Annotated in this window: 27 protein-coding genes; 18 read left to right on the top strand and 9 right to left on the bottom strand. The window is 65.4% G+C overall.

Annotation, left to right across the window (positions count from 1 at the left end; genetic code table 11):
• Positions 1-24: 24 nt before the first annotated feature.
• The 10 genes from QW868_RS01075 to surE all read left to right on the top strand — a co-directional run bounded on the left by QW868_RS01075 (position 25) and on the right by surE (position 9339).
• Complete coding sequence (locus QW868_RS01075; RefSeq protein ID WP_316229719.1) at positions 25-1569, top strand: SPOR domain-containing protein; 1545 nt, start codon at positions 25-27, stop codon at positions 1567-1569.
• Positions 1570-1611: 42 nt separating this feature from the next.
• Positions 1612-2640: a beta-N-acetylhexosaminidase gene (nagZ, locus tag QW868_RS01070; RefSeq protein WP_316229718.1), complete on the top strand. Its 1029-nt coding sequence runs from the start codon at positions 1612-1614 to the stop codon at positions 2638-2640.
• Positions 2637-3476, top strand: a complete 840-nt coding sequence (locus QW868_RS01065) for a ScpA family protein (protein ID WP_315738149.1) — start codon at positions 2637-2639, stop codon at positions 3474-3476. The genes nagZ and QW868_RS01065 overlap by 4 nt, the downstream gene beginning before the upstream one ends.
• A 19-nt stretch (positions 3477-3495) precedes the next feature.
• The gene (gene scpB, locus QW868_RS01060) at positions 3496-4590 is read left to right on the top strand and encodes an SMC-Scp complex subunit ScpB (protein WP_315738148.1); all 1095 of its coding nucleotides are present in this window, start codon (positions 3496-3498) and stop codon (positions 4588-4590) included.
• Positions 4591-4874: 284 nt separating this feature from the next.
• Positions 4875-5108 (top strand): twin-arginine translocase TatA/TatE family subunit, encoded by a 234-nt coding sequence (locus tag QW868_RS01055; protein ID WP_006614346.1) that lies wholly within the window; start codon positions 4875-4877, stop codon positions 5106-5108.
• A 112-nt stretch (positions 5109-5220) separates the two neighbouring features.
• Positions 5221-5748 (top strand): Sec-independent protein translocase protein TatB, encoded by a 528-nt coding sequence (gene tatB / locus QW868_RS01050; RefSeq protein WP_315738147.1) that lies wholly within the window; start codon positions 5221-5223, stop codon positions 5746-5748.
• Positions 5745-6563: a twin-arginine translocase subunit TatC gene (gene tatC, locus QW868_RS01045; protein WP_315738146.1), complete on the top strand. Its 819-nt coding sequence runs from the start codon at positions 5745-5747 to the stop codon at positions 6561-6563. The genes tatB and tatC overlap by 4 nt, the downstream gene beginning before the upstream one ends.
• Before the next feature lie 118 nt (positions 6564-6681).
• Positions 6682-8013, top strand: coding sequence for a serine--tRNA ligase (gene serS / locus QW868_RS01040; RefSeq protein WP_315738145.1), 1332 nt, complete (start codon positions 6682-6684; stop codon positions 8011-8013).
• Between the two features lie 102 nt (positions 8014-8115).
• On the top strand, positions 8116-8472 hold the full coding sequence (locus QW868_RS01035) for a hypothetical protein (protein ID WP_315738144.1): 357 nt from the start codon (positions 8116-8118) through the stop codon (positions 8470-8472).
• A gap of 99 nt (positions 8473-8571) precedes the next feature.
• Positions 8572-9339, top strand: coding sequence for a 5'/3'-nucleotidase SurE (gene surE / locus QW868_RS01030; protein ID WP_315738143.1), 768 nt, complete (start codon positions 8572-8574; stop codon positions 9337-9339).
• A gap of 8 nt (positions 9340-9347) precedes the next feature.
• Here surE and QW868_RS01025 read toward each other — a convergent pair whose 3' ends face one another.
• Positions 9348-9731 (bottom strand): response regulator, encoded by a 384-nt coding sequence (locus QW868_RS01025; protein ID WP_315738142.1) that lies wholly within the window; start codon positions 9729-9731, stop codon positions 9348-9350.
• 264 nt (positions 9732-9995) lie between these two features.
• Here QW868_RS01025 and QW868_RS01020 point away from each other — a divergent pair, with 264 nt between their 5' ends.
• The gene (locus QW868_RS01020; RefSeq protein ID WP_315738317.1) at positions 9996-10643 is read left to right on the top strand and encodes a protein-L-isoaspartate(D-aspartate) O-methyltransferase; all 648 of its coding nucleotides are present in this window, start codon (positions 9996-9998) and stop codon (positions 10641-10643) included.
• Between the two features lie 107 nt (positions 10644-10750).
• Positions 10751-12193, top strand: a complete 1443-nt coding sequence (locus QW868_RS01015) for a LysM peptidoglycan-binding domain-containing M23 family metallopeptidase (protein ID WP_315770789.1) — start codon at positions 10751-10753, stop codon at positions 12191-12193.
• Positions 12194-12244: 51 nt separating this feature from the next.
• Here the strand turns inward: QW868_RS01015 and QW868_RS01010 are convergent, their stop codons facing one another.
• On the bottom strand, positions 12245-13261 hold the full coding sequence (locus QW868_RS01010; protein ID WP_315738140.1) for an ATP-binding protein: 1017 nt from the start codon (positions 13259-13261) through the stop codon (positions 12245-12247).
• A gap of 203 nt (positions 13262-13464) precedes the next feature.
• On the opposite strand from QW868_RS01010, the gene yajC reads away from it, so the two are divergent.
• The 5 genes from yajC (at position 13465) to QW868_RS00985 (ending at position 17828) form a co-directional block, all read left to right on the top strand.
• The gene (yajC, locus tag QW868_RS01005; RefSeq protein WP_315738139.1) at positions 13465-13833 is read left to right on the top strand and encodes a preprotein translocase subunit YajC; all 369 of its coding nucleotides are present in this window, start codon (positions 13465-13467) and stop codon (positions 13831-13833) included.
• A gap of 89 nt (positions 13834-13922) precedes the next feature.
• Positions 13923-15524: a protein translocase subunit SecD gene (gene secD / locus QW868_RS01000; RefSeq protein WP_315738138.1), complete on the top strand. Its 1602-nt coding sequence runs from the start codon at positions 13923-13925 to the stop codon at positions 15522-15524.
• A gap of 8 nt (positions 15525-15532) precedes the next feature.
• The gene (gene secF, locus QW868_RS00995; protein WP_316229717.1) at positions 15533-16540 is read left to right on the top strand and encodes a protein translocase subunit SecF; all 1008 of its coding nucleotides are present in this window, start codon (positions 15533-15535) and stop codon (positions 16538-16540) included.
• Between the two features lie 50 nt (positions 16541-16590).
• On the top strand, positions 16591-16968 hold the full coding sequence (locus QW868_RS00990; RefSeq protein WP_315738136.1) for an Mth938-like domain-containing protein: 378 nt from the start codon (positions 16591-16593) through the stop codon (positions 16966-16968).
• The gene (locus QW868_RS00985) at positions 16965-17828 is read left to right on the top strand and encodes a phytoene/squalene synthase family protein (RefSeq protein WP_315738135.1); all 864 of its coding nucleotides are present in this window, start codon (positions 16965-16967) and stop codon (positions 17826-17828) included. Before QW868_RS00990 ends, QW868_RS00985 begins: the two co-directional genes overlap by 4 nt.
• Positions 17829-17841: 13 nt before the next feature.
• Here QW868_RS00985 and QW868_RS00980 read toward each other — a convergent pair whose 3' ends face one another.
• From QW868_RS00980 to QW868_RS00960, 5 genes are all read right to left on the bottom strand, one after another.
• Entirely contained in the window at positions 17842-18534 is a 693-nt protein-coding gene (locus QW868_RS00980) for a TauD/TfdA family dioxygenase (protein ID WP_315738134.1), read from the bottom strand.
• A gap of 244 nt (positions 18535-18778) precedes the next feature.
• Positions 18779-19669, bottom strand: coding sequence for a TauD/TfdA family dioxygenase (locus QW868_RS00975; RefSeq protein WP_316229716.1), 891 nt, complete (start codon positions 19667-19669; stop codon positions 18779-18781).
• Positions 19670-19736: 67 nt separating this feature from the next.
• Positions 19737-20837, bottom strand: a complete 1101-nt coding sequence (locus tag QW868_RS00970; protein ID WP_316229715.1) for an AMP-binding enzyme — start codon at positions 20835-20837, stop codon at positions 19737-19739.
• A gap of 7 nt (positions 20838-20844) precedes the next feature.
• Positions 20845-22278 carry a methylenetetrahydrofolate--tRNA-(uracil(54)-C(5))-methyltransferase (FADH(2)-oxidizing) TrmFO gene (gene trmFO / locus QW868_RS00965; RefSeq protein WP_316229714.1) on the bottom strand — a complete coding sequence of 478 codons (1434 nt, stop codon included), beginning with the start codon at positions 22276-22278 and terminating at the stop codon, positions 20845-20847.
• Positions 22279-22434: 156 nt separating this feature from the next.
• Positions 22435-22587 (bottom strand): DUF1127 domain-containing protein, encoded by a 153-nt coding sequence (locus QW868_RS00960; protein ID WP_006614327.1) that lies wholly within the window; start codon positions 22585-22587, stop codon positions 22435-22437.
• Positions 22588-23061: 474 nt separating this feature from the next.
• Between QW868_RS00960 and QW868_RS00955 the strand changes: the two genes are divergently transcribed.
• The gene (locus tag QW868_RS00955; RefSeq protein WP_315738130.1) at positions 23062-23325 is read left to right on the top strand and encodes a hypothetical protein; all 264 of its coding nucleotides are present in this window, start codon (positions 23062-23064) and stop codon (positions 23323-23325) included.
• Between the two features lie 72 nt (positions 23326-23397).
• Here QW868_RS00955 and QW868_RS00950 read toward each other — a convergent pair whose 3' ends face one another.
• A complete protein-coding gene (locus tag QW868_RS00950) occupies positions 23398-24219 on the bottom strand; it encodes a lytic murein transglycosylase (protein ID WP_315797501.1) in 822 nt (273 codons plus the stop codon).
• A gap of 193 nt (positions 24220-24412) precedes the next feature.
• Positions 24413-25324 carry a DUF2189 domain-containing protein gene (locus QW868_RS00945; RefSeq protein ID WP_315797500.1) on the bottom strand — a complete coding sequence of 304 codons (912 nt, stop codon included), beginning with the start codon at positions 25322-25324 and terminating at the stop codon, positions 24413-24415.
• Between the last annotated feature and the right edge of the window lie 237 nt (positions 25325-25561).

The following is a 25561-nucleotide window of genomic DNA, read 5'->3' as shown; positions in this document are numbered from 1 at the left end:
CACCCGCAGGGACGCTTCATCACGATGGCTGATCGTTACCAGGACAGACCCTTTCCCGCTGATGGTTTTGGCCGTGGTGGAAACCAGCAGGCCGATGCCGATCCGCTCGCCGAACTCGCTCGCCTGATCGGGCAGAACGATCCTTTTGCCGCGTCGGGCCGGGCAACTCCGCAATCTCAGCCGCGTCCGATGGTGCGCCCCGCCGCGCCCGCGCCAGAACAGCCGGTTCCCGGCATGCCTCCTGCCGGCGCTCCGACCTGGATGCAACGTGCCCAGCCTGCCGCCGCCAACCCCTTCGCCGACATCGGCCGCGAGCCGCCGCAGCCGGCGCCGCCGGCCTTTCCGGCGGGCTATCAGGATCCGCGCGGCCAGCCGGGCTTCCCGGACCAGGATTTCGCGCCCGCGCCCGCTCCCCGGCAGCAGCAGGGTTATCCGAACGCGGAGTTCGCCGACCAGCTGTCCAAGCTCGACTACAGCGTCGGGGAGTCGCGCCACGGGTTCGCCGAGAACGACCGCGACTACAACCGCGACAACGGCTTCGATGACAACGAGCCGGACTCCTCGCGCTATGACGATGCGCTGTTCGGGCAGATGGGCTCGGGACAGCAGGGGTTTCAGGGCGACAACGATTTTCAGGACGGCCAGTACGGCTATCAGGACGGCTACGACGAGGGCGAGGAAGAGGAGCGGCCGCGGCGGCGCAGCGGCATGAGCACCGTGCTCGCGGTGTTGACCCTTGCAGTGGTCGGCACCGGCGGCGCCTACGGCTACAAGACCTACATCTCGTCCGGCCGCACTGGCGAGCCGCCGATCATTCGCGCCGACAACAGTCCGACCAAGATCATGGCCCAGCAGGATCCGACGCCGAAGGTGCCGGATCGCCTGCTCGGCAATGACGGCGGCGAGAAGCTGGTGTCCCGCGAGGAGACGCCGATGGATCTGAACGCCCGCGGCGGCAATCCGCGCGTGGTGTTCCCGCAAATGAACCAGAATGCGGCTCCGCCGCCGGTCAGCGCCGGGGCGGCCCCGATGTCGCAAATGGCCAACGCCAATGGCATTTTGCCCAACAGTGATCCGCGTCCGATCAAGACGCTATCCGTGACGGGGGGCAATCAGGCCGCAGCGGCCGATCCGCCGATGCCGGCGACGCCTGCAACCAAGCCGGCGGCGACGCCGAAGGGCCGCAAATCGCCGGCCAACGCCAACGCGTCGGCCGCCAACGACAGCCCGATGCCGCTGACACCGCAGGCCGCCGCACCGGCGCGCATCGCCGCGGCCGTGCCGGTCACAGAGCAGACCCAGAATGATCGTACCGGCGGCTATCTGGTCTCGATCTCGTCGCAGGCCAGCGAGGCGGAGGCGATGTCGTCCTACAAGGCGGTGCAGGACAAGTACGGCGCCGTGCTGGGCAAATATGAGCCGATCATCAGGCGGATGGATCTGGGTGAGAAGGGCGGTGTCAGGTACCGCGCAGCCGTCGGGCCTTTCGCGACGAAGGAAGAGGCCAACAAGATGTGCGGATCGTTGAAAACCGCCGGCGGACAGTGTTTCCCGTTTAGCAACCAGTAAGGCTTGCTTGACCGCCCCCGAGGCGGGGTCTATGCGGCCCGCATGACCATGCGGGCTTTCATTACCGGCATCTCCGGGCCTGATCTCACCGACGCCGAGCGCGCGTTCATCCGCGAGTTCAGCCCCTGGGGTTTCATCCTGTTCAAACGCAACGTCCAGTCACCCACCCAAGTGACTGCACTGGTTGAGGAATTAAGGGCCTGCGTCGGCCGCGCCGAGGCTCCAGTCCTGATCGACCAAGAGGGGGGCCGGGTGCAGCGGCTGGGGCCGCCGCATTGGCCGGCCTATCCCGCCGGCGTGGTGTTCGACCGTCTCTACGATCTTGATTCGGCCGCAGGCCTCCGTGCCGCTTGGCTCAGCGCCCGCCTGATCGCCGACGACCTGCTCAAGCTCGGCATCACCGTGGATTGCCTGCCGCTCGCCGACGTCCCCGTCGCCGGCGCCGATGCCGTGATCGGGGATCGGGCTTATGGCACGACGCCAGAAAAGGTGGCGGCGATCGCCCGGGCGGTGACGGAGGGGCTGGAGCAGGGCGGCGTGCTGCCGGTGCTGAAGCACATTCCGGGGCATGGCCGGGCCGCCGCCGACACCCATTTCCGGCTGCCGACCGTGGACACGCCGGAAGCGGAACTCGACGCAACCGATTTCGCCGCCTTCAGGACGCTGGCCGACCTCCCGATGGCGATGACTGCACATGTTGTGTTTAGCGCGATCGACGCCGCCCATCCGGCCACGACTTCTGCGACAATGATCGAACGGGTGATTCGCAAACGGATCGGGTTCCAGGGTTTGTTGATGAGTGATGACGTTTCCATGAACGCATTGGCCGGATCGATCGCCGAGCGCACGCGTGCGATCGTGGCGGCCGGCTGCGACATGGTTCTTCACTGCAACGGCCGACTGGACGAGATGCAGGCGGTCGCGGCCGAGACGCCGGAGCTGGCCGGCCAGGCTCTGGTTCGCGCCGATCGCGCGCTTGCGGCGCGCAAGGCACCCACAGGCTTCGATCGTGACGCCGCGCGCGGCGAGCTCGACGCCTTGATCAACCGGCTGGGACCCGCGAGCGCATGACCGCTGAAATTCTGTCGTTTGAAACCGGCCGGCCCACCACGGAGCTGGCCGAGGCCGAACCGGCGTTGGTCGTCGACGTCGAGGGCTACGAGGGCCCGCTCGATCTGCTGCTCGCGCTGGCGCGGCAGCAGAAGGTCGACCTCGCCAAGATCTCGATCCTGGCGTTGGCCGACCAGTATCTCCAGTTCATCGAGGCCGCGCGCAAGATCCGGCTCGAGCTCGCTGCCGACTATCTGGTGATGGCGGCTTGGCTCGCCTTCCTGAAGTCGCGCCTCCTGTTGCCCGAGCCGCCAGCGCAGGAAGGGCCGAGCGCCGAGGAGATGGCGACCGCGCTCGCCAACCGGCTGCGCCGCCTGGAGGCGATCCGCGAGGCCGCCAATCGTCTGATGAATCGGCCGCAGTTCCAGCGCGACGTGTTCCCCCGCGGCAATCCGGAAGAGATCGCGGAAGTCCGTCGCCCGAAGTTCACAGCCACCCTGTTCGACCTGCTGTCGGCCTACGCCATTCAACGGCAGGCACGTGTCGTGACATCCGTTCATATGGCCAAGCGCACCGTCTGGTCGCTCGCCGAGGCGCGCGCGTCGCTCGAACGGCTCGTCGGCATGACCGAGGTATCGGACGACTGGGGATGTCTCGACGACTATCTCCTGAGCTACGTCGCCGAGCCGGCCCAAAAGGCCACCGTCTTCGCATCGAGCTTTGCGGCCGTGCTGGAGCTGGTCCGCGAAGGGCAGCTCGAGCTGAACCAGAAGCAGGCGTTCGCGCCGCTGTATTTTCGTAAGCGTCCACCGATCCAGCCCGGCGCCATGGCTGCGCCGGACTTGACGGTTGAGTAACGAAGAAGGAGACCCTGCCATGGCAAGCTTGGCGGAACTGCGCATGGAAGAGCCCGACGAGATCGCGACGAGCGAGCCCGAGGTGCGCCCCGAAGAGTTGCGCATCCTCGAGGCACTCTTGTTTGCCTCGGCCGAGCCGCTCGAGCAGGCCACGCTTGCCAAGCGTATGCCTGAAGGTGTCGATATCAAGGCCGCGTTGGCGCAACTGCAGGCGGAATACGCCAATCGCGGCGTCAACCTCGTGCGCGTCGCCAACAAGTGGACCTTCCGTACCGCCGGTGATCTCGCCTGGCTGATGACGCGCGAGAGCACCGAAACGCGCAAGCTGTCACGCGCGGCGATCGAAGTTCTGGCCATCGTTGCCTATCACCAGCCGGTGACGCGTGCCGAGATCGAAGAGATCCGCGGCGTCGTCACCTCCAAGGGAACGTTGGACGTTCTGTTGGAGACCGGCTGGATCAAGCCACGCGGGCGCCGCAAGACCCCGGGCCGTCCGCTGACCTTCGGCACCACCGATGCGTTCCTGGCCCAGTTCAGCCTGGAGACCCTGGGCGATCTGCCAGGCCTGGAAGAGCTGAAGGGCACGGGCCTGCTGGATTCCCGCCTGCCGACCGGCTTCACCGTCCCGACGCCATCGGACGATCCGACGCTCCGGGAGGATGAGGAGCCGCTGGATCCGGGCGATCTCGATCTGGCGCTTGCGCCGGCGGTCGAGGCCGAACCTGGCGAGGCCGAAGCCGCGGAAGACGAAACGGCCGAGATGGAAACGGTCGCAGCCGACACGGCTGCGGCCGAGGTCGCCGAAGGCCAGATTGCGACCGCCGAGGCCGCTGTTCGGGACGACACCTCGTCGCAGGTCGCCATTGGCGATCTGGAACTGCCGGGCGCCGATGCGGAAACCGAGATCACCGAGGTGGACTTGGCCGTCGAGGAGATCGAGGTCGGGCCGGACGACGGGGCCGTTATCGAGCTCGTCGAGCTGTCTGCCGACGCTGACGCTCAGGTAGACGACGAGGCAGAGGCAGAGGCCGAGGTCGACGCGGCGGATGAGGAGATCGACGCGGCCGATGACGCGCACGACCGCGATACCGACGACAACGGCTCGCCGCACTAAAACTAGCGGCCGGGGCTGTTAACACTCGCGTTATTGCGTAGGTCCGGCCTCGATTTGTCGGACCTTAAGTGCTTGTTTTTGGAGGCGTTGGCGCCTACCTTCCGCCCAGATCGGGCTGTCCGCGCGCTATTTTGGCCAGTGACAGGCCGCGTTCGTGTTGCTGTTTCGCAATCGAATGCTAGAAGCGAAGTGTCGCGGTCAAGTCCATGGATATGGCGCGGTTTCGGCGGTAGCGTCGACGGGCAGTCGGGTGAAGGCTGCGCCGGTGTTTGGAGGGTTGCAGGATGGGTTCGCTTAGCATTTGGCACTGGATCGTCGTGATCGCGGTCGTCCTGCTGTTGTTCGGGCGCGGCAAGATTTCCGATCTGATGGGCGACGTCGCGCAGGGCATCAAAGCCTTCAAGAAGGGCATGCAGGACGACGACAAGGCGCCGGAGAAGACCGAGCCGGTCAAGTCGATCGATCATGGCGCGACACCTTCGGCCACCCGCACGGATGTCGGCAGCAAAGCCGTGTGATCTGCGCGTGAAAGGCGCGGGCGGCGCGCTCCCGCAGAGACGGCACCGGGACCTGTTCGGACAGACCCGGGCAGGCGGGATCAGAGGCGTCGTCGCGTAGGCGGATTGTTTCATGTTCGATATCGGCTGGAGTGAGCTGCTCGTCATTGGGGTCGTCGCGTTGATCGCGATCGGTCCCAAGGAGCTTCCGGGCGTCCTGCGTATGGTCGGGCAATGGATCGGCAAGGCGCGCCGGATGGCCTCGGAGTTCCAGGGCCAGTTCCAGGAGGCGATGCGCGAAGCGGAGATGGCCGACCTCAAGAAGAGTTTCGATGAGGTCCGCGAGGCGGCCAGCGGTTTCACCCCGACCGGCGTGATCTCCTCGTTGCAGCGCGACGTCGACAAGGCGCTCGATATCGAGGGGATCGACAAGTCCGCCGAGCCGGCACCAGCATCGGACGTGGCTGCTGCTTCGCCCGAGCCTCCTGTGATGACCCCGACCACCCCCGAACCTCCAGTGGCCGAGACCTTCGTGGAGCCTGAAGTCCATCAAGCCGTGGGCGAGCCACTGGCGATCGTGCGTGAAATCAAGCCCGAGCCGCAGCCTGAAATGTCTGCGTCAGCAGAAGCTGAACGTCTGAAGGACGCCAAAGCGTCATGACCGTCGAAGATATCGAGGCCAGCAAGGCCCCGTTGATGGATCACCTGATCGAGCTGCGGTCGCGGCTGATCAAGGCACTGCTCGGCTTCGGCGTGGCCTTCATCTTCTGCTTCTTTTTCGCCAAGCAGATCTACAACATCCTGGTGCTGCCGTTCGTCTGGGTGGCAGGGGCCGAGAACAGCAAGTTCATCTACACCCAGCTGCTCGAATATTTCATCACGCAGCTCAAGCTCGCGATGTTCGGCGCTGGTTTCATCTCGTTCCCGATCATCGCGACGCAGATCTACAAGTTCGTGGCGCCGGGGCTGTATCGCCACGAACGCAATGCTTTCCTGCCCTACTTGATAGCGACCCCCGTCTTCTTCGTGCTCGGCGCCATGCTGGTCTATTTTGCGGTGTGGCCGATGATCGTGCGCTTCTCATTGGGCATGCAGCAGCTCGGCGGCCCCGAGACGGCGCAAATCGCGCTGATGCCCAAGGTCGGCGAATATCTGTCGCTGATGATGTCGCTGATCTTCGCCTTCGGCATCGCGTTCCAGTTGCCGGTGATCCTGACCCTGCTTGGTCGCATCGGCATCGTGACCTCGCAGATGCTGAAAGAGAAGCGGCGCTATTTCATCGTCATCGCCTTCATCATCGCCGCCGTGCTGACGCCGCCGGACGTGCTGAGCCAAGCGTCCTTGGCGATCCCGCTGCTGGCCCTCTACGAAGGCGCCATCATCGCGGTGGGGATCGTCGAGAAGCAAGCGGCTGCGAAGTCGGGCTCCGGCACGTCGTCCGGCTCCGGCAATCTGCCCAGCAATCCGGCCGAGTAGGGCCGGGCTTCCCGCCCGGCCTGGCCTGTTCCCATCCGCTGCCATTCGCGGTAGTGCAAGCCGGCCCGTGACCCCGGGCGACTCGCCGAGATCTTTTCGTCTCCAGGACCGAACGACCATGCACGACATCAAATCGATCCGCGACAATCCGCAAGGTTTCGATGCGGCGCTGACGCGCCGGGGTCTGTCGCCCCAGTCGTCGCAGCTGCTCGCCATCGACGAACGGCGTCGCGCTGCGATCCTGGCGTCCGAGCAGGCGCAGGCGCGGCGCAACGCCGCCTCCAAGGAAATCGGCGAGGCCAAGAAGGCCAAGGACGACGCGCGCGCATCGGCGCTGATGGAGGAGGTCGCCAAGCTCAAGACCACCATGCCGGAGCTCGAGGCGGCCGCGAAGCAGGCAGATGAGGAGCTGGCGCGCGAGCTCTCGGCGATTCCCAATTTGCCGCTCGACGAGGTGCCGGACGGCAAGGACGAGCACGACAATGTCGAGCGCCACATGTTCGGCGCGCGGCGCAACTACGCCTTCGCGCCGAAGCCGCATGATGATCTCGGTGCGGCTCTTGGCACCATGGACTTCGAATCGGCTGCGAAGCTGTCGGGCGCGCGCTTCGTCGTGCTGAAGAGGGGCCTGGCGCGGCTCGAGCGCGCGCTCGGGCAGTTCATGCTCGACCTGCATACCAATGAGCACGGCTACACCGAGATCAATCCGCCGCTGCTGGTGCGCAACGACGTCATGTTCGGTACGGGCCAATTGCCGAAATTCGAGGACGACCAGTTCTGGGCCGTGAAGGGCGAGCTGATTGCAGCGCCGGATGATCGCCTCAAGACCGAGCGGCTGGGTCTCATTCCAACTGCCGAGGTGGCCCTGACCAACCTGGTCCGCGAGTCCATCGTTGACGAGAAGGAGTTGCCGATGCGGCTCACGGCGCTGACGCCGTGCTTTCGCGCCGAGGCCGGAGCAGCCGGACGCGACACCCGCGGCATGATCCGTCAGCATCAGTTCACCAAGGTCGAGCTGGTGTCGATCACGACGCCGGAGACCAGCAAGGACGAGCACGAGCGCATGCTGGCCTGCGCCGAGGAAGTGCTGCGCCGGCTCGATCTGCACTATCGCGTCATCACGCTGTGCACCGGCGACATGGGCTTCTCCTCGCAGAAGACCTACGACATCGAGGTCTGGATGCCCGGGCAGGGCGATGGCGGCGCCTTCCGCGAGATCTCCAGCTGTTCGGTGTGCGGCGACTTCCAGGCACGCCGCATGGATGCACGCTATCGCGGAAGCGACGGCAAGCCGCGCTTCGTGCACACATTGAACGGCTCGGGCACGGCAGTCGGCCGCGCGCTGATCGCAGTGATGGAGACCTATCAGCAGGCCGACGGCTCGATCGCCGTCCCCGATGTGCTGCAGCCCTATATGGGCGGCCTCAAGGTGGTGGCCGCGGAGCCATAGCGCCGCGGCAAATTGCATCCGCCCAGGTCGCCGCCATTGCGTGGGCGCCGGCGGGTCGTATCCTCGGTTCTGTTCAGCAATTGCTTTTCAGATACCGGCATCATGGCTCTGCATCGGGATATTTTCTGGATCGGACGGCAATGGGCCGTCACCGGCTCCGGCATCCAGGCGGTCGACCAGCGCCTGAAGGGAGCATTCGATATCGATCGTGCAGCGGTGTGGCATGATGGCCCGCCGGAGGCCCTGCGCCATCAGGCCTGGTTCAACGCTGCTGATTTCGACAAGGCGCTGGGTGTTGCGCGGGCCCGGTTTCCGGCGCCGCCGCTGGCCGAGTCCGCTGTGCCTTCGCCGGTCCCTCCGCCAGCGTCCCATGTGTCCGTCACCCCCGCCGCGTTGCTCCGGCTGGGTACGCGAGGGAAGCTCGCCAGGTTCCTGCCGCAGTGGCGGATTCGGCCCTGAACCACTGCCGAACCCGGCTCGAGGTGGCGGGTTTGCCTCGATGTCGCGCAGCAGATAAGACACCGCGGCAATCGTCTTGAACGGGATGGAAAGGTGGCCATGCGGATTCTCTGCACCAATGACGACGGAATCCATGCGCCGGGTCTCAAGGTGATCGAGGAGATCGCACGCGCCCTGTCCGACGACGTCTGGATCGTGGCTCCCGAACTGGACCAGAGCGGCGTGTCCCATTCGCTCTCGCTCAATGACCCCCTGCGGCTGCGCGAGGTCGGCCCGCGGCATTTCGCGGTGCGCGGCACGCCGACCGACTGCGTCATCATGGGGGCCCGTCATATTCTGGGGGCGAAGCTGCCCGACGTGGTGCTGTCCGGCGTCAACAAGGGCCGCAACGTTGCCGAGGACGTCGTCTATTCGGGCACCATCGCCGGCGCGCTCGAAGGCACCATTCTCGGCTTGCCGTCGTTCGCCCTGTCGCAGGAATTCAGCGTCGCAACCCGTGACAAGCCGTCCTGGGACACCGCGCTCAAATTCGGCCCGCAGATCGTGCGCAAGGTGCTCGAAGCCGGCGTGCCGAGGAATACGGTGATCAACGTCAACTTCCCGGCCTGTGCGCCGGAAGAGGTCAGGGGCGTCGTGGTCACCCGCCAGGGCAAGCGCAATCTCGGCTTCTTGAAGGTCGACGAGCGTCGCGACGGCCGCGGCAATCCCTATTTCTGGATCGGCTTCGACCGCGCTGCCTCGCTCGACGTGCCCGACGAGGGGACGGACCTCGCGGCCCTCGCGGCGCACTACGTGTCAGTGACTCCGCTTCGCCTGGATCGCACGGACGAGGCGTTCTCCGGCAAGCTCAGCGACATTCTGGGCTGAAGCGCCGTCTACCCCTGTGGCTCAGCGCCACGCAGCGCATGGTCGATCGCCTTTCCGAGCGTCTCGAGCTGGAACGGCTTCTGCAGGGCCGGCCGGTCGCGATATTCTTCCGGCAATCCCGACGAGCCGTAGCCGGTTGCGAAGATGAAGGGCCGGTTGCGCGCCTTGATGAGATCGGCCACCGGCGAGATGACCTTGCCGTTGACGTTGACGTCGAGAATGGCGACGTCGAAAAAGGTGCTCTCGGCCAGCCGCATCGCTTCGCCGATTTCGCCGGCCTCGGCCGCGACGGTATAGCCGAGCTCCTCGAGCATGTCGGCCACCATCATCCGGATCATGACTTCGTCTTCAACCAGAAACACAGAGCCGCGCGGCGGCCGCGGTGCAGTCATGATGTCAGTCCTTGCCCATACCCGATTTGACGCTCGCAAATAACGGCTTATGGCGCAACGTCAACAATGTCATCTTTCACTGCCGTGCGGCGTGGGCAGGCTCGCCCATAAGGTGAACGAACCGGAGCCGACTTGGTTCCTCGTGCGAAACGCGGTCGTCGTCGGGACCATGTCGGTGCGTAGTTGCGACGCGGGCGCGGAAATTCGGTGCGCAACCCTCGCCCCGCAGGTAAATTGCCCACGAGCCCACCAACCGACATCCCGATGCCCCCAGCCGCTCCTCCCGAGAAAATGATGTTTCAGCTGACCCTGCGTCGGCGGGGGATCAGCGATCAGGCGGTGTTGCGTGCGATGGAGGAGGTGCCGCGGGAAGAGTTCGTTCTGCCGGCCGACCGCCCGGACGCCTATCGCGACAGCGCGATGGCGATCGCTTGCGGGCAGACCATCAGCCAGCCGTTCGTCGTGGCCTACATGACCGAACAGCTCAAGCTGCAAAAGACCCACCGCGTGCTCGAAATCGGCACCGGGTCCGGATACCAGGCCGCGATCCTGTCCCGGCTTGCGGCTCATGTCCTGACGGTAGAGCGCTTCCGGACATTGGCCGACAAGGCCAGGGAGCGGCTGGAGAAGCTCGCCTGCTTCAATGTCGAGGTCATGCTCGGCGATGGCTACGCGCTGCCGCCGGGGGGCGGCCAATTCGGTCGCATCATCGTGACCGCGGCGATGGACGAGATTCCCCAGAGCCTGCTCGACCGGCTGGAGCCGGACGGTATCCTGATCGCGCCGGTCGGGCCGCAACACGGGGTGCAGACGCTCGTCAGGATCACGCGAACGGGCGATCGTTTCGACCGAAAAGAGCTCGTCGACGTGCGATTTGTGCCGGCAATTCCGGGGATTGCGCGCGAACTTTAAACGTGCGGATCAGCAGGCCGCACAACGCTTTATTCGCGGCTTAAGCGCTTATTTACCGCGGCTGTGTTTACTCGAATTCGTTGTTTGTTGCGTACGAGTGAGTAACCATGCCCACTACCGTCGAGTTGCTTCGCTCGCGCCGCCTGCCGCAGGTTGCGGCATTGGCGCTGATGTCGTTCGGCGTCGCCGGCTGCAGCGCCGACATGTCGACGCGGCTGTCGCAGACGCAAAACCCGTTTTCAAACCCCTTTGCATCCGATTCCACGGGGTCGGTGCAGGCGCAGCCGCCCCGGCAGCACCAGCCCTACACGCCCGCTCCGGCGCCGGCGCCGGCCTACTCGTCCTCGGCGCTGCCGCCCCCGGCGGTCGGGGCTCCGCAATCCTATCCGGCCGGCGGCGGTGCGGGAGGCGTATCCTCGGGCGGGCGCGGCGTCGCATCCTATGCGCCACCTGCTGCGGTCCCCGTGGCTGCACCCCCGGTCGCTGCACCCCAATCCTATGCACAGCCGGCGCATTCCTATGCTCCGCCGGCCCAGCCGCGCCTCGAGACCACCGGCACCGTGCCGCCGCGTTCGGTCGCCGCCGCGCGTCCCGCCATCGGCACCAAGATCATCGTCGGCACCAGCGATACGCTCGACATCCTCGCCAAGCGCTATCGCGTGACACCGGCTGAGATCCTGGCTGCGAACGGCTACAAGGGCCCGCGCGCGTTGTCGCCGGGCCAGCAGCTGATCATTCCGCATCCCGGCACGGTCGCGGCTGCGCCCGCGGCCCAGCCCGTTGCTGCGGCGCCAATGGTTGCGCCGAAGCCGGTGGCGGCCGCAACACCGTCCACCGTCCACTTCGTCAACCGCGGCGAGACACTCGCCAGCATCGCCCGCCAGAATCATCTGACGGCGGCTGAGCTCGCCCGCGCCAACAATCTCGATCAGGCTTCGCCGCTCAAGCTCGGGACCAGGCTGACCGTCCCTGGCAGGGCCGTGGCGGCAGCTGCGCCGGTGGCTCCGGTCGCAACCGTTCCCCAGGCGGTTGCGACCGTGCCGGCGCCAGCGCCGACCACACGGGTCGCGACGGCCGCAGGTCCGGTCCAGACCGCCCGCCTGGCCCAGGCCAATCCGGCACCCGAGAAGGAGGAGGAGCCGGCTCGGCCGGCCGAGACCACCAGCTCGCTGCCGACATTCCGCTGGCCGGCGCGCGGCAAGGTGATCACGAGCTATGGCGCCAAGACCAACGGCAAGTCCAATGATGGCATCAACATCGCCGTTCCCGAGGGCACCCCGGTAAAGGCGGCCGAAGATGGCGTCGTCGCCTACGCCGGCAATGAATTGAAGGGCTATGGCAATCTGGTCCTGGTGCGGCATTCCAACGGCTACGTCACCGCATATGCCCATGCGAGTGAGCTGATGGTGAAGCGCGGTGATCCGATCAAGCGCGGCCAGGTCATTGCCAAGTCGGGTCAATCGGGAGAAGTCGGATCGCCGCAGCTCCACTTCGAGATCCGCAAGGGATCGTCGCCGGTTGACCCGCTGCAATTCCTCAACGGGGCGTGAGGTCCGGTCGTTTGACCTCACGCAATCGTGGACGACACGGGGCCGCGCAGATTACTGCGCGGCTTTTTGCGTTGTCAGCCGCACGCCGAGGCGGCCCGCCAGATCTTGCGTGAACTGCCACGCGACGCGGCCCGAGCGCGAGCCGCGCGTCGTGGCCCATTCCAGCGCCTCGCGCTCCAACTGATCCTCGGCGACCGCGATGTCGAAATGGCTGCAATAGCCTTTGACCATCGCGAGGTACTCGTCCTGGCTGCAGCGGTGGAAGCCGAGCCACAGTCCGAAGCGGTCGGACAGCGAGACCTTTTCCTCGACCGCTTCGCCCGGATTGATCGCGGTCGAGCGCTCGTTCTCGATCATGTCGCGCGCGAGCAGGTGGCGCCGGTTCGAGGTGGCGTAGAGAATGACGTTCTCGGGGCGGCCCTCGATGCCGCCTTCGAGCACGGCCTTCAGCGACTTGTAGGACGCGTCATTGCCGTCGAACGACAGGTCGTCGCAGAACACGATGAAGTGGAACGGCGCGGCACGCAGGATGTCCATCAGCGCGGGCAGGCTCTCGATGTCCTCGCGATGAATCTCGATCAGCTTGAGCCGGTCCGCCGGCTTGCGGGCGACATTGATGCTGGCATGGGCGGCCTTGACCAGCGATGACTTGCCCATGCCGCGCGCGCCCCACAACAACGCGTTGTTGGCCGGCAGGCCGTTGGCGAAGCGCTCGGTGTTCTCGATCAGGATGTCGCGCATCCGGTCGATGCCCTTGAGCAGGTCGATCTCGACACGGCTGACGCGCGGCACCGTCGAGAGCCGGCCGTCCGGATGCCAGACGAAGGCGTCGGCCGCGTTGAGGTCCAATGCCGGCGCGGCACCCGCATGGGTTGTTGCCAGATGCGTCGCAATGGCTTCCAGCGCACGGGCGATGCGCTCGGCGATGTGGTCGGGAGCAGGGCCGGCGGGACGTTTTGCCGCGACCTTCGCCGGCTTTTGCGCTGCGGGCTTGGAGCTTTTTTGGAGACGTCTGACGACGGTTTGGGCGGGACCGCGGGACGGGGCTTTGGCTGGTTTTTTCGACATGCTGCAAGTTCCTGATGGGGCAGCCATATCGGGCCTCGCCCGCTGCCGCAAGCGGGGCGAAATGAAGGGGCGGGGCGCCTTGCTATTGGGACTGCTGCCGCTATATTCCGCGCGAAATTCGCAAGAGGCCGGCCCGCGCCGAGACAAGCGTGGTTCGCCGGCTATTCCCGTCTCACCGGGCGCTGCCCACGAGGATCGACCACATGCTGATCACCCCTGCCTATGCCCAGGCCGCCGGCGCTGGCGACACCAACAGCATGCTGATGTCGCTGCTGCCGTTCGCGCTGATCTTCGTGATCATGTATTTCCTGATCCTGCGGCCGCAGCAGAAGAAGGTCAAAGAGCACGCCGACCTCGTCAAGAACGTCCGGCGTGGCGACACGATCGTGACCCAGGGGGGTCTGGTCGGCAAGGTCACCAAGGTCGTCGACGACGACCAGGTCGAGTTCGAGATCTCCGATGGTGTCCGCGTGCGCCAGATGCGCCAGATGATCACCGGCGTCCGCACCAAGGGCGAGCCGGCCAAGGCGGACGCAAAGGACGACAAGAAGGACGAGAAGGCCGCGAGCTGATCGCCGGCCTGGCCAGTCGAACGCCGGCCGTCGCTCTTTGTGATGTTCTGATTTTTTCGGGCCGGATACGGCCCTTACGGACAACCTCCATGTTGTATTTCACGCGGTGGAAGGCGCTGGGCATCATTCTCACGGCGCTCGTCGTGTGCCTGTGCGCGGTGCCCAACTTCTTCTCCGAAGCGACGGTCAAGACCTGGCCGTCCTGGGCGCAGCGCCGGCTGGTGCTCGGCCTCGACCTGCAGGGCGGCTCCTATCTGCTGCTCGAGGTCGATTCCAACTACATCAAGAAGGAGCGGCTCGATGCCGTGCGCGACGACGTTCGCCGCACGCTGCGCGATGCCAAGATCGGATACACCGGATTGGTGAGCCGGGGTGATGGGGTCGAGGTCCGGATCACCAAGGAAAGCGACACGGGAACTGCGATTTCCAAGCTGCGCGATCTCTCGCAGCCGCTCGGCGGGCTGCTCGGCTCCAGCGGCCAGCGCAGCCTCGAAGTCAGCGATGCCGGTGGCGGACTGGTCCGGCTGACGATCCCGCCGGCGGCCATCACCGAACGCATCCGCCAGACCATCGAGCAGTCGATGCAGATCGTCGAGCGCCGCGTCAACGAGCTCGGCACCGTGGAGCCGGTGATCCAGCGCCAGGGCAACGACCGCATCCTGGTGCAGGTGCCGGGCTTGCAGGATCCGACGCAGCTCAAGAACCTGCTCGGGCGCACGGCCAAGATGGAATTCCGGATGGTCGATACGTCCGTGCCGGCGGATCAGGCGGTGCAGGGAAGGGTGCCGCCGGATTCCGAGGTGCTCCAGAGCGCATCGCCACCCAACCAGCCCTATGTCGTGAAGAAGCAGGTGCTTGTCTCCGGCGGTGATCTCTCCGATGCGCAGACCGGCTTCGACCAGCGCACCAACGAGCCGATCGTCACCTTCCGCTTCAACTCGGCCGGCTCGCGCAAGTTCGCGCAGGCCACGACCGAAAATGTCGGGCAGCCGTTCGCCATCGTCCTCGACAACAAGGTGATCTCGGCGCCGGTCATCCGCGAGCCGATCACCGGCGGCTCCGGCCAGATCTCCGGCAATTTCACCGTGCAGTCCGCCAACGAGCTCGCGATCCTGCTGCGCGCCGGCGCGCTGCCGGCGCCGCTCACGGTCATCGAGGAGCGTACCGTCGGTCCGGGCCTCGGCGCCGATTCGATCGCCAAGGGCGAGCTCGCATCCTATGTCGGCTCGATCCTCGTCATCGTGTTCATGCTGGTGACCTACCGGCTGTTCGGCGTGTTCGCCAACATCGCCGTGGTGGTGAACGTCGCGATGATCTTCGGCGTGCTGTCGCTGTTGAATGCGACGCTGACGCTCCCGGGCATCGCCGGCATCGTGCTGACGGTCGGCATCGCGGTGGACTCCAACGTGCTGATCTATGAGCGCATCCGCGAGGAGCTGCGCGGCGGCCGCAATGCCATTTCGGCAATCGACGCGGGCTTCAAGCGCGCATTGGCGACGATCCTGGACTCCAATATCACCACATTCATCGCCGCAGCCGTGCTGTTCTACATCGGCACCGGCCCGGTGCGCGGCTTTGCCGTGACGCTGGGCATCGGCATTCTCACCACGGTCTTCACCGCCTTCACGCTCACCCGCCTGATTGTGGCGGCCTGGGTGCGGTGGAAGCGGCCGCAAAGCGTGCCAATCTAGGAGCTACTGTGACATACTGGGTTCTCATCGGGCTTGGCATCCTGATCGCGGTGCTGACGGTGGTCAGCGCGCTCGGCCTGCTGCCGTCGCTGCGCATCGTTCCCGACGACACGCATTTCGATTTCACGCAGTTCCGCCGCGTCAGCTTCCCGATCTCGGCGGCGCTGTCGATCCTCGCGATCGTGCTGTTCTTCACCCATGGCTTGAACCTTGGCATCGATTTCCGCGGCGGCACCTTGCTTGAGGTGCGCGCCAAGTCCGGCACCGCCGACATCGCGGCGATGCGCGCGACGCTGGCGACCCTCGGTCTGGGCGAGGTGCAGCTGCAGCAGTTCGGCGGGCCGGCGGGGGTTCTGATCCGTGTTGCCGAGCAGCCGGGTGGCGACGCCGCCCAGCAGGAGGCGGCCAACAAGGTCAAGGCGGCGATCGGCGATTCCGTCGAGTATCGCCGGGTCGAGGTGGTGGGTCCGCGCGTTTCCGGCGAGTTCCTAGCCGTCGGCATGCTCGGCCTGATGCTCGCGATCGTCTCGATTCTGATCTATCTCTGGTTCCGGTTCGAGTGGCAGTTCGCGCTCGGTGCCATGATCGCCAACGTCCACGACATCGTGCTGACGATCGGCTTCATGTCGATCAGCCAGGTCGATTTCGACCTCACCAGCATCGCGGCGCTGCTGACCATTCTCGGCTATTCGCTCAACGACACCGTCGTCATCTACGACCGTATCCGCGAGATGTTGCGGCGCTATAAGAAGATGCCGATGCCGCAGCTGCTCAACGAATCGATCAACTCGACCTTGTCGCGCTCGATCATCACGCACGTCACGGTGACCCTGGCGCTGCTGGCGCTGCTCTTGTTCGGCGGCCCGGCGATCCACAGCTTCACCGCGGTGATGATGTTCGGCGTGGTGCTGGTCGGCACCTACACCTCGATCTTCATCGCCGCGCCGATCCTGATCTATCTCGGCGTCGGAGCCGTTCGGGGTGATCAGGCCGACGAGCCGAAGAAGAGGCCTTGATCGGGACTTGAGCCGTTGGACCCGAACCGGGGCTGAGAGGTTGGTCTCGCATGGCAACTGACGCTCCGCATTTCCCGCGGTCCGCGCCGATCGACGGCTATGGCAAAGGCGGCTTCGCCTTTGCCGGCATGTCGCATCGCGGCTCGCTGCTGTGCCTGCCGGATTCGATCTGGGCCTGGGACGTCACCCAGCCGAGCCAGATCGACCGCTACGCGTTGCAGCGCGTTTTCGACGCAGCCAACAAGATCGACACACTGATCGTGGGGACCGGAAACGATGTCTGGATCCCGCCGGCACCGCTGCGCGCGGCCTTGCGGGGCGTGAACGTCGTGCTCGATGCGATGCAGACCGGTCCCGCGATTCGCACCTACAACGTCATGATCGGCGAGCGGCGGCGGGTGGCGGCAGCGCTCATCGCCGTCCCATGAGCGAGGCCAGCGCCAACAGCGACGCCGCGTTCTGTGCGAGCCTCGTCCGCGAGCATGATTTCGACCGCTACGCTTCGACGCTGTTCATGGCGCCGGAACTCCGGCGTGCGCTGTTGTCGCTATACGCATTCAACGTCGAGGTGAGCCGTATTCGAGATCTCGTGTCGCAGCCGCTGCCGGGCGAGGTCCGCCTGCAGTGGTGGCACGACACGCTGACGGGGCATGAACATGGCGGCGCGGAGGGAAATCCCGTTGCAGCCGAATTGCTGCTCACCGTGCAGCGCTTCGCGCTTCCGGTCGAGCGGCTGACGCGCCTGATCGATGAGCATCAGTTCGATCTCTACAACGATCCGATGCCGACGATGGCGGCGCTGGACGGCTATCTCGGCGACACGCGCGGCGCGCTGTTCGCGCTGGCGGCACAGATCATTGCGCCGCCGTTTGCGGAGGCGGATCACCTCGCGCACCATGCCGGCATCGCGCAAGGGTTGCTCCAGGTGATCGCATCGCTGCCGCGCGATGCCGCCCACCGGCAGCTCTATGTTCCGCTCGATCTCCTCGCGCGCCATGGCGTCAGCCAGGAGGAGATGTTCGCAGGCAAGGCATCATCGGCGATCCAGGATGTGATCATGGACCTGCGTGGGCAGGCCCGGCAGCATCTCGATCACACCCTCGAGCTGGCGCGTCAGGCGTCGCCGGCGGTGCGGCCGGTTCTGCTGCCGCTGGCGCTGGTCCGGCGCGACCTCGCGCGGGCCGATCGCCGCACCGACGATCCGTTTCAGCCGCAACCCCGCTCGCGCCTTGCGACGTTGTGGACGCTGTGGCGCGCTGCGAGGACGGCGAGTTTTGGCGCGCGCTGACGCTCTCGCGGGCTCAAGCCGAGGGCATCGTATTCCAGAGTGGCGGGCTGTGAAGGAGTCTCGGCATGTCTGGCGGCTCGTGCCGGTGGATCGTGCAGCGGGTGTCCCAGACGACGAGATCACCGGACCGGCAGGTGTGGGCCCAGCTGAACTCGGGCCGCTCGGCAAGCTGCCAGAGATCGTCGAGCAGCGCATCCGATTCGTCCTGCTCGAGACCGACGACACAGGAATAGCGGCGCTGCCCAAGCGCGAGCATCGCTCGGCCCGTATCGGAGTGATTGCCGACCAGCGGATGCACGGGGCCTGCGACGATGGTGCGACGGCCATCATCGGCGGTGTCGCTCGCGACATGACGGACCTTCAGATGAGCGACGCGGCTGCGCAGCGCCGGCGAGAGCGCGTCATAAGCGGCGTAGAGGCTGCAGAACGACAGCCTGCCGCCCAGCAAGCTGCCGGGGGAGGTGTAAAATAGATCCGCGTGACCAAAGCGACGACTGAAGGCCGCGATGTCACACTCACCAAGACGCTGGCCGCGCACGAGCAGGACCTGGTGCTTGAGCAGCGCGCGCATGAACGAGGCGAACGCCCAATCGTCGAAGGATCTGAGATCGACATTGCAGACCTCGGCACCGAGCGTCTTTCCCGTCGGGATGACCTGGATGAGGCTGCTTTCGGCGCTTCGAGCAACGTTGCTTCTGAGACTCACTTGCGTCATCTCCCAAGTTTCACCAGCGCCTGCAAATCAACCATCGTAATTTGTCGGGGGTGTTTCGGCTCGGAGGCAATTCGCGGAAGGATCGCGGCACGATCTGGCGATTGTCGGCACACTCTGCCGCTCTGAGTCGGAAATTGGACGCTTCAAGGCGACGCGCGAGGAAATATCCAGCAACCTGCAACTCATTCGCAGGCATTCTGGCGCTTGATCGTGCGGATGCCCGCGCGCAAGCGAATCAGTGCGGGCGATCTGTTCCCTTGATCTGGGTTCGATGCATGATTCGCCGCGCATGATCATCGAACGGATCGCGCCGATGCATGGTGCAGCGATTGTCCCAGATGACGAGGTCGCCGACCTTCCAGACGTGCTCCCAGGCGAATTCCGGACGAGCAACATAGGTCCACAACTCGTCGAGCAATGCTTCCGACTCGGCGAGCCCGAGGCCGACCAGATAGGCGTTGCGCCGGCGGCCGAGATAGAGCATCTGCCGGCCGGAATCGGGATGCGTGCAGACCAGCGGATGGATCGCGCCCGGCGACGTGCGCGGATCATCGGTCGGCGTCACGCCCTGCCGGACGAAGCCGCCGCTGTTGTAGGTGCCGTCATGCTTGATCTTCAGATCCGCGACGCGGCGCTTCAGTTCAGGAGGAAGCGCGTCGTACACGGCATACATGCTGCAGAACGACGTGTTGCCGCCGACGGGGGGAATTTCCAGCGCGTAGAGCGCGCTCGCGATCGGCGGCGTGTCGAGATATGACATGTCCGTGTGCCACACCGCTTCGCCGGCGCCGAGGCTGCCGATCGCCTCGCCGTTCACCTTCACGTTCGACACGATGTAGATCTCCGGCAGACCGTCGACAAAGCGCCGGCCGTTCTCCTGCACCGGCGCCCAGTCGAGATCGCCGAAGCGGCGGCTGAAGGCGATCAGATCCTGGTCCGTCAGACCCTGGCCGCGCACCAGCAAAACGGAGTGCGTGTGAAAGGCACGGAGCAGGGCGCTGAAGCCCGCGTTGTCCAGATGCTTGAGATCGACATGTCGAATCTCGGCACCCAGTTGCCGGCCGGTCGGGATGATCTCGATGTTCGACGACCGAGACGTGGTGGCTGCGCGGCTCTCGACGTTCATTGCCAGATCCTCCCAAAGGACATTGCATTCGCAGGATACAATGGTCGGACCGCGAAGTCTCGTCCGCTCAGGCCGAAGGCAGTTTCAGGTCCGCCTCGAAATTGAACCGGTCGCGCAGGTTCTTGCGCGAGTCCAGGATGTCCTTGAGGAAAGCGCGATCGCTGTCGCTCGTGAGCATCGGTTCGATCAGGTCGATCTGGTTCATCGCCACCAGCTGCAACAGCTCAGTGCGTGGCCTGCCGCTGGCGTCGCGCGGCAGGGCATGCACGACCTGGATATGCTCCGGCGGCTTCGGGCCCTTGGCTGAAGCAAGCTCGTTTTGCAGCTGAGTTTCAAGCGTCCGCTGCTCGCTCTCGACGAACGCATAGAGCCCGACGCCGGTCCGGCGATCGGCGAAGGCAACGATCGCGGCGTCGCGCACGGCCGGGTTCTTCCGGATCATGTCCATCAGCACCGGCGCATCGTTGACCAGGCGTCGTCCGCCACCCTCGCGGTCGGTGAAATTGAAGATGCCGCGCGTGATGGCGCGATACACCTTTTTGCCGGTCATCAGCCAGATGCGCGCGAACAGCGATTTGCGCGCCAGGATTTTGCGCTCCTTCGGCGTCAGCGCCTCGGGCGCGTAACTCCGCTTATGCTTGAGCAGATGACGCAGATCCTCATAGGCCGCGATCCGGAACAGCCGGCTGCGGCTCTCGAAGCAGGCGGCCAACTGGAAATCGGTCACGTAGCATTGGCCGTCGTGACCGACGAGCCAGTTCTGCTCCTTGGCGAGATCGTTGTGCGTGATCCCGGCGCTATGCAGCCGGCGCATCATCTGTTTGGCCGAGCGGAAATAGGCGACGTTGCCGTGCGGCTTGGCCAGATGCAGCGCCACGCCATTGATGAAGCCGCGGACCAGCGCGCGATCCCCAGCCCATAGCAGATCAGGGCCGGCGTTGAGCCCCTTGGCGCGCATCAGCGCCTTGCGCTCGCGCGCGAACAAATGCCGCGCCAGCATGAACGACCACCACGGCACCTCGTCGAGCCGGCGCAGCACGGCGTCGACATCGCCGGCCTCGCTCTTGAAGCGGCCGCGCTCGACGGTCGAGAACACGTCGCGCTTGAGCAGTACACCTTCGCTCCAGCGCGCCGCCAGCAGGGCGGAATCGGTCTTCGGCAGGCTCATCGTACTCTCACGCAGCGGCCGCGACGGGCAGGTGCTCGGCGATCCAGCGGTCGAGATCGGCCAGCGCGCGGGCGCTCATCGCCTGCTTCTTCGCCACCGTCTTCTCATTGCCCTTCAGCCGCGTGCCGTCCGGCTTGCGGGTCGGGGCCGTCGCCAGCGGCGGGAACAGGCCGAAATTGATGTTCATGGGCTGGAACGAGCGCGTCGCTCCATCGATCGTTTCGATATGGCCGCCAGTGATGTGGCTGAGCAGGGCACCGAGCGCAGTGGTCGGAGGCGGCGGCAGCAGATTTGCGCCACGTGTCTCCGCGGCGGCGTAGAGGCCGGCGATCAGGCCGATGCTCGCCGACTCGACATAGCCCTCGCATCCCGTCATCTGGCCGGCAAAGCGCAGCCGCGGCTGGGCCCGCAGGCGGAGCTGCGAATCCAGCAGTTTCGGCGAGTTGAGGAAGGTGTTGCGATGCAGGCCGCCGAGCCGCGCGAATTCCGCGTTCTCGAGGCCTGGGATCGTGCGGAAGATTTGCTGCTGCGGGCCGTATTTCAGCTTCGTCTGGAACCCGACCATGTTGTAGAGCGTGCCGAGCTTGTTGTCCTGGCGCAGTTGCACGATCGCGTAGGGCTTGACCGTCGGATTGTGCGGATTGGTCAGGCCGACCGGCTTCATCGGGCCGTGACGCAGCGTCTCGTGGCCGCGCTCCGCCATCACTTCGACCGGCAGGCAGCCGTCGAAATAGGGCGTGTTGGTCTCCCACTCCTTGAAGTCGATCTTCTCGCCGGCGAGCAACGCCGCGACGAAGGCGTCGTACTGCTCTTTCGTCATCGGACAGTTGATGTAGTCGGCACCGGTGCCGCCCGGACCGACCTTGTCGTAACGCGACTGGAACCAAGCGACCGACATGTCGATCGTGTCCTTGTGCACGATGGGCGCGATGGCGTCGAAGAACGCGAGCGCCGTCTCGTCGGTCAGGTCACGGATGGCCTCGGCGAGCAGCTGTGAGGTGAGGGGACCGGTGGCGATGATCACCTTCTCCCACTCCGCGGGCGGCAGGCCCGCGATCTCGCCGCGGCGCAGCGCGATGCGTGGATGGCCTTCCAACGCGCTTGCGACGGCCGCCGAGAAGCCGTCGCGGTCGACGGCCAATGCGCCACCGGCCGGGACCTGGTTGGCGTCAGCGGCCCGCATGATCAGCGAGCCCAGCCGGCGCATCTCGGCATGCAGGAGGCCGACGGCGTTGTTGGCGGCATCGTCGGAGCGGAACGAATTCGAGCAGACCAACTCGGCAGGCGTGGCGGTCCGGTGCGCCTCGGTCATGCGGTCCGGCCGCATCTCGTGCAGCACCACGTCGATGCCGGCCTCGGCCAGCTGCCAGGCGGCTTCGGATCCGGCGAGGCCGGCACCGATCACGTGGACGGTATTGGAAGGTGATTTGGTCCCTGTCATGCGCGGGACAGGTAGCGCTTTTCCCGAGCGCTGCAAATGCGCCAGTGGGGTTCAACGCGAGAAACCGGGCGCATGTGTTTCGTTGCGCCAGGGCCTAGACGCGGCAACGCCCGCAGCGAGGCGGGCGATGTCCGGTAGATATCGGAAGAAGGCTGATCAGCCGTTGTAGTGACCGGCAGCAACGCGCGGGATGTCCGAACGATCGAGACCGATGTCGGCGAGTTCGCGATCGCTGAGCTGCGACAGCTCGGCAACGTTGCGCTGATACTCACGGAACGCCTGCACCATGCGGATGAGCGAGAGCAACATGAGAAATCTCCTTTAGTTCGCGATTCAGTTCTTCGTCGGAACCTCATCGTTGAAATGAACATAGAAGAGCTTATTGCGATGCGGAAGCGTGAATGTTGCGATGCAGCTAAACCCCGGACGCATAGCTTGCATAACCCTTGAGTAAGAATCGGGCAAGCGCCCGGCAGCTAAGCGACTCGCGCAAGGCTTCGTATTCATGCGGATTTTCGATCGCCCGTTCGAATTGCGGGATCGAGCAATGCCGGCTTCGAGGCTGGTCCAAGCACGAAGCCAATGCCCGACATATACCTCACGAAACGCATGGGTCGATGTAATGAACATAAATTCATTATGTACGTTGCGCCTCTCAAATCGATGATCGCCATCACGGACCGCTCGCGCGGTTTTCACTTCGCGGCATATAACGAAAGGTGCGACAAAGTGTCGCGGTGCTGGGCAATGATGCCGGCGCCGTCGCACCAGCGAGGAAAAACAATGAACAAACTTTTTGGGGCCGCGCTCATCACTGCGGCAATTGTGGCGGTCGGTCCGGCTCAGGCGGCGCGGATGCATGGCGCCGGCTGTAGCGGGGCCAATCTGGAAAAGACCGAGACGGCGATCGAGGCGATGGCCGACGGCGACGCCAGATATACCGCGCAGAAGGAGATTGCGGCAGCGCAGGACGCGCTGCTGAGCGGCAAGATGGGCGCCTGCAGCGTGCACCTGACCAAGGCGATGCAGGCCGGGATGATCAAGTAGCAGGCGCATCTTTCGCATCATCGAACGAACGGCCGGTCGCGATGCCGCGATCGGCCTCATTCCTGACCCGGGCTACGGCGCCCGCGCCAGCTGGGTCGCGAAGGTCGCGACCGTCCGCGCGTAGACCTCGCTCTTGTTCCACTGCTGGATGACCGCAAAATTCGGGCCGCCGGGCTCCCAATCCTTGCCCTTCTGCCAGCCATAGCCCTTCAAATAGTTCGCGGTGGAGGCGAGAACGTCGGGCGCGCTGCGGATCAGATCGCGCCGGCCATTGCCGTCGAAATCGACGGCGTATTTGATCCAGGACGACGGCATGAACTGCGTCTGACCGATCTCGCCGGCCCAGGCGCCGCGCATTTCGGCCGGCTGAAGGTCGCCGCGGTCGACGATCCGCAGCGCATCCAGCAACTCGCCGCGAAACTGCTCGGCGCGGCGGCAGTCATAGGCCAAGGTCGCGAGCGCACGGATGGTCGGAAATTTTCCGACATTGACGCCGAAATCGGTCTCGAGCCCCCAGATCGCGACCAGCACCTCGCCCGGCACGCCGTAGCTCTGCTCGATCCGCGACAGCACCGAGCCGTATTGCTTCAGCATGTTGGAGCCGCGGGTCATGCGCGGCGGGATCATGCGCCCGGAGAATTCCTCGAAGGTCTGGCTGAACACCTTCTGACCGCGGTCGCGGTTCAGCACGCTTTGGTCGGGCGTCACGCCGGTCAGCGCCGCATTGATCGTGTTTTGTGAGATGCCCTTGGCCGCAGCTTCGGTCTTGAACTCGGCGAGCCAGCCGTCGAAATTGCCGCTGCCGCAAGGCACCGCGGCGCGCGCTGGCGCTGACAGGGTGGTGAGGGCAGCGAGGCAGGCAAGAGCGGAAACGGCGAGAACGCGAGCAATCATCGAAACACCTGGACGGCAATGGATTCAAAAAGCGTTGCTGGGCGCGCTCCATGTCGGGCGTAACCGCGGCAGCAACAAGGCCTTTCGATCACATTGGCGTCGGATTTCGTGAGCGCTGCAACACGCTGGCGGCTTCTCGAGGCGACCGCCGGCCTGGGAGGCCGGCGGCCGTGACAAACTCGTCGCTGCGTCCTCACATCCCGTCGCGCGAGCGCCATGGGAACAGGTTCGCCGGGAAGTCGGCCGCGGGTTTGGAGCCGCGCGGGGCCGGCGGCACGATCCGGGCTGCGTCGGGATTGATCGCGATGGCTTCGCGGTAGAGATGCCAAGTGGCGTGGCCGAGCACTGGGATCACAACGGCGAGCCCCAGGAAGAACGGAATCGTGCCGGCGACCAGAAGCACCGCGACGATGAGGCCCCAGGCCGCAACCGGAACGGGATTCTTGGCCACCACGCGCAGCGAGGTGACGACTGCTTCGAGCGCGCCGGCGTGTCGGTCGAGCATCAGCGGGAAGGAGACGACGCTCAGGCACAGCGCCAGCAGCGCGAACAGGAAGCCGACGCCGCAGCCGACCGCGATCAGCCACCAGCCTTGCGGCGTCGTGAACACCCGCTGCAGGAAATCGCCCGCGCCCGTCGCGCCGCCATAGCCGAACACTGCGACGTAGATCGCCTGCGCGGTCGCGACCCAGGTGACGAACAGCGCGAGCAGCAGCGTGCCTAGTCCGAGCATCGAGCCGAACGACGGCGACCGCAGCACCTCCAGAGCATCCCAGGCACTGGTGTCCTCGCCGCGGTCCCGGCGGCTGCTGAGCTCATAGAGACCGAGCGCGGCGAATGGGCCGAGCAGGGCGAAGCCCGCCGCCAGTGGAAACAACAGCGGCAGCACCGCATAGCCGAACACCGCGCGCGCGATCACCAGGCCGAGAACGGGATAGATCGCACATAGCATCACGGCGTGACTCGGGACGGCCTTGAAATCGTCCCAGCCGAGCCGCAGCGCGCGCATCAGGCTCGACATGTCGATCGTGCGAATCGTCAGCTCAGCCGCGACCTCGTCTGCCGCCCGAACGTGGGAGGCGGCATTGCTGTGGTAGGTGGCCATCGTCGTGTGCTCCCTCAACTTGCGTAGGGCGCTACCCAACCACGCAGGCGGGCTGCGCTTCTCGTTGGAACAAATTCGCCGATGGCCAGACGCGACGAACCTCGGGGCGGCCATTCGCGAACGGAAGTCATCAGGATAGTGGCAAAACAGGCCGCGCCTACTCACGCCTCGGTGAGTGCTGTGAATGTCGCGGTGCATTAGAACGGTGCCGCGACCGAAGAAGCCGAGCCATCCACG

Source organism: Bradyrhizobium sp. SZCCHNR1051 (genome assembly GCF_032489615.1).
Lineage (GTDB): Bacteria > Pseudomonadota > Alphaproteobacteria > Rhizobiales > Xanthobacteraceae > Bradyrhizobium.
This window is presented reverse-complemented; position numbering and strand designations above follow the sequence as displayed.

What these genes read in the sequence shown, in the direction of transcription:
- QW868_RS00960 (WP_006614327.1), bottom strand. Translation starts at nt 22,587, where the DNA reads ATGTTGCTCTCGCTCATCCGCATGGTGCAGGCGTTCCGTGAGTATCAG.
- QW868_RS00985 (WP_315738135.1), top strand. Translation starts at nt 16,965, where the DNA reads ATGAGCGAGGCCAGCGCCAACAGCGACGCCGCGTTCTGTGCGAGCCTC.
- surE (WP_315738143.1), top strand. Translation starts at nt 8,572, where the DNA reads ATGCGGATTCTCTGCACCAATGACGACGGAATCCATGCGCCGGGTCTC.
- trmFO (WP_316229714.1), bottom strand. Translation starts at nt 22,278, where the DNA reads ATGACAGGGACCAAATCACCTTCCAATACCGTCCACGTGATCGGTGCC.
- QW868_RS01065 (WP_315738149.1), top strand. Translation starts at nt 2,637, where the DNA reads ATGACCGCTGAAATTCTGTCGTTTGAAACCGGCCGGCCCACCACGGAG.
- QW868_RS01055 (WP_006614346.1), top strand. Translation starts at nt 4,875, where the DNA reads ATGGGTTCGCTTAGCATTTGGCACTGGATCGTCGTGATCGCGGTCGTC.
- QW868_RS00955 (WP_315738130.1), top strand. Translation starts at nt 23,062, where the DNA reads ATGAACAAACTTTTTGGGGCCGCGCTCATCACTGCGGCAATTGTGGCG.
- QW868_RS00950 (WP_315797501.1), bottom strand. Translation starts at nt 24,219, where the DNA reads ATGATTGCTCGCGTTCTCGCCGTTTCCGCTCTTGCCTGCCTCGCTGCC.
- secD (WP_315738138.1), top strand. Translation starts at nt 13,923, where the DNA reads ATGTTGTATTTCACGCGGTGGAAGGCGCTGGGCATCATTCTCACGGCG.
- QW868_RS01075 (WP_316229719.1), top strand. Translation starts at nt 25, where the DNA reads ATGGCTGATCGTTACCAGGACAGACCCTTTCCCGCTGATGGTTTTGGC.
- QW868_RS01020 (WP_315738317.1), top strand. Translation starts at nt 9,996, where the DNA reads ATGCCCCCAGCCGCTCCTCCCGAGAAAATGATGTTTCAGCTGACCCTG.
- QW868_RS00945 (WP_315797500.1), bottom strand. Translation starts at nt 25,324, where the DNA reads ATGGCCACCTACCACAGCAATGCCGCCTCCCACGTTCGGGCGGCAGAC.
- nagZ (WP_316229718.1), top strand. Translation starts at nt 1,612, where the DNA reads ATGACCATGCGGGCTTTCATTACCGGCATCTCCGGGCCTGATCTCACC.
- QW868_RS01035 (WP_315738144.1), top strand. Translation starts at nt 8,116, where the DNA reads ATGGCTCTGCATCGGGATATTTTCTGGATCGGACGGCAATGGGCCGTC.
- QW868_RS00990 (WP_315738136.1), top strand. Translation starts at nt 16,591, where the DNA reads ATGGCAACTGACGCTCCGCATTTCCCGCGGTCCGCGCCGATCGACGGC.
- QW868_RS00970 (WP_316229715.1), bottom strand. Translation starts at nt 20,837, where the DNA reads ATGAGCCTGCCGAAGACCGATTCCGCCCTGCTGGCGGCGCGCTGGAGC.
- scpB (WP_315738148.1), top strand. Translation starts at nt 3,496, where the DNA reads ATGGCAAGCTTGGCGGAACTGCGCATGGAAGAGCCCGACGAGATCGCG.
- QW868_RS01010 (WP_315738140.1), bottom strand. Translation starts at nt 13,261, where the DNA reads ATGTCGAAAAAACCAGCCAAAGCCCCGTCCCGCGGTCCCGCCCAAACC.
- yajC (WP_315738139.1), top strand. Translation starts at nt 13,465, where the DNA reads ATGCTGATCACCCCTGCCTATGCCCAGGCCGCCGGCGCTGGCGACACC.
- serS (WP_315738145.1), top strand. Translation starts at nt 6,682, where the DNA reads ATGCACGACATCAAATCGATCCGCGACAATCCGCAAGGTTTCGATGCG.
- tatB (WP_315738147.1), top strand. Translation starts at nt 5,221, where the DNA reads ATGTTCGATATCGGCTGGAGTGAGCTGCTCGTCATTGGGGTCGTCGCG.
- tatC (WP_315738146.1), top strand. Translation starts at nt 5,745, where the DNA reads ATGACCGTCGAAGATATCGAGGCCAGCAAGGCCCCGTTGATGGATCAC.
- QW868_RS01025 (WP_315738142.1), bottom strand. Translation starts at nt 9,731, where the DNA reads ATGACTGCACCGCGGCCGCCGCGCGGCTCTGTGTTTCTGGTTGAAGAC.
- QW868_RS01015 (WP_315770789.1), top strand. Translation starts at nt 10,751, where the DNA reads ATGCCCACTACCGTCGAGTTGCTTCGCTCGCGCCGCCTGCCGCAGGTT.
- QW868_RS00975 (WP_316229716.1), bottom strand. Translation starts at nt 19,669, where the DNA reads ATGAACGTCGAGAGCCGCGCAGCCACCACGTCTCGGTCGTCGAACATC.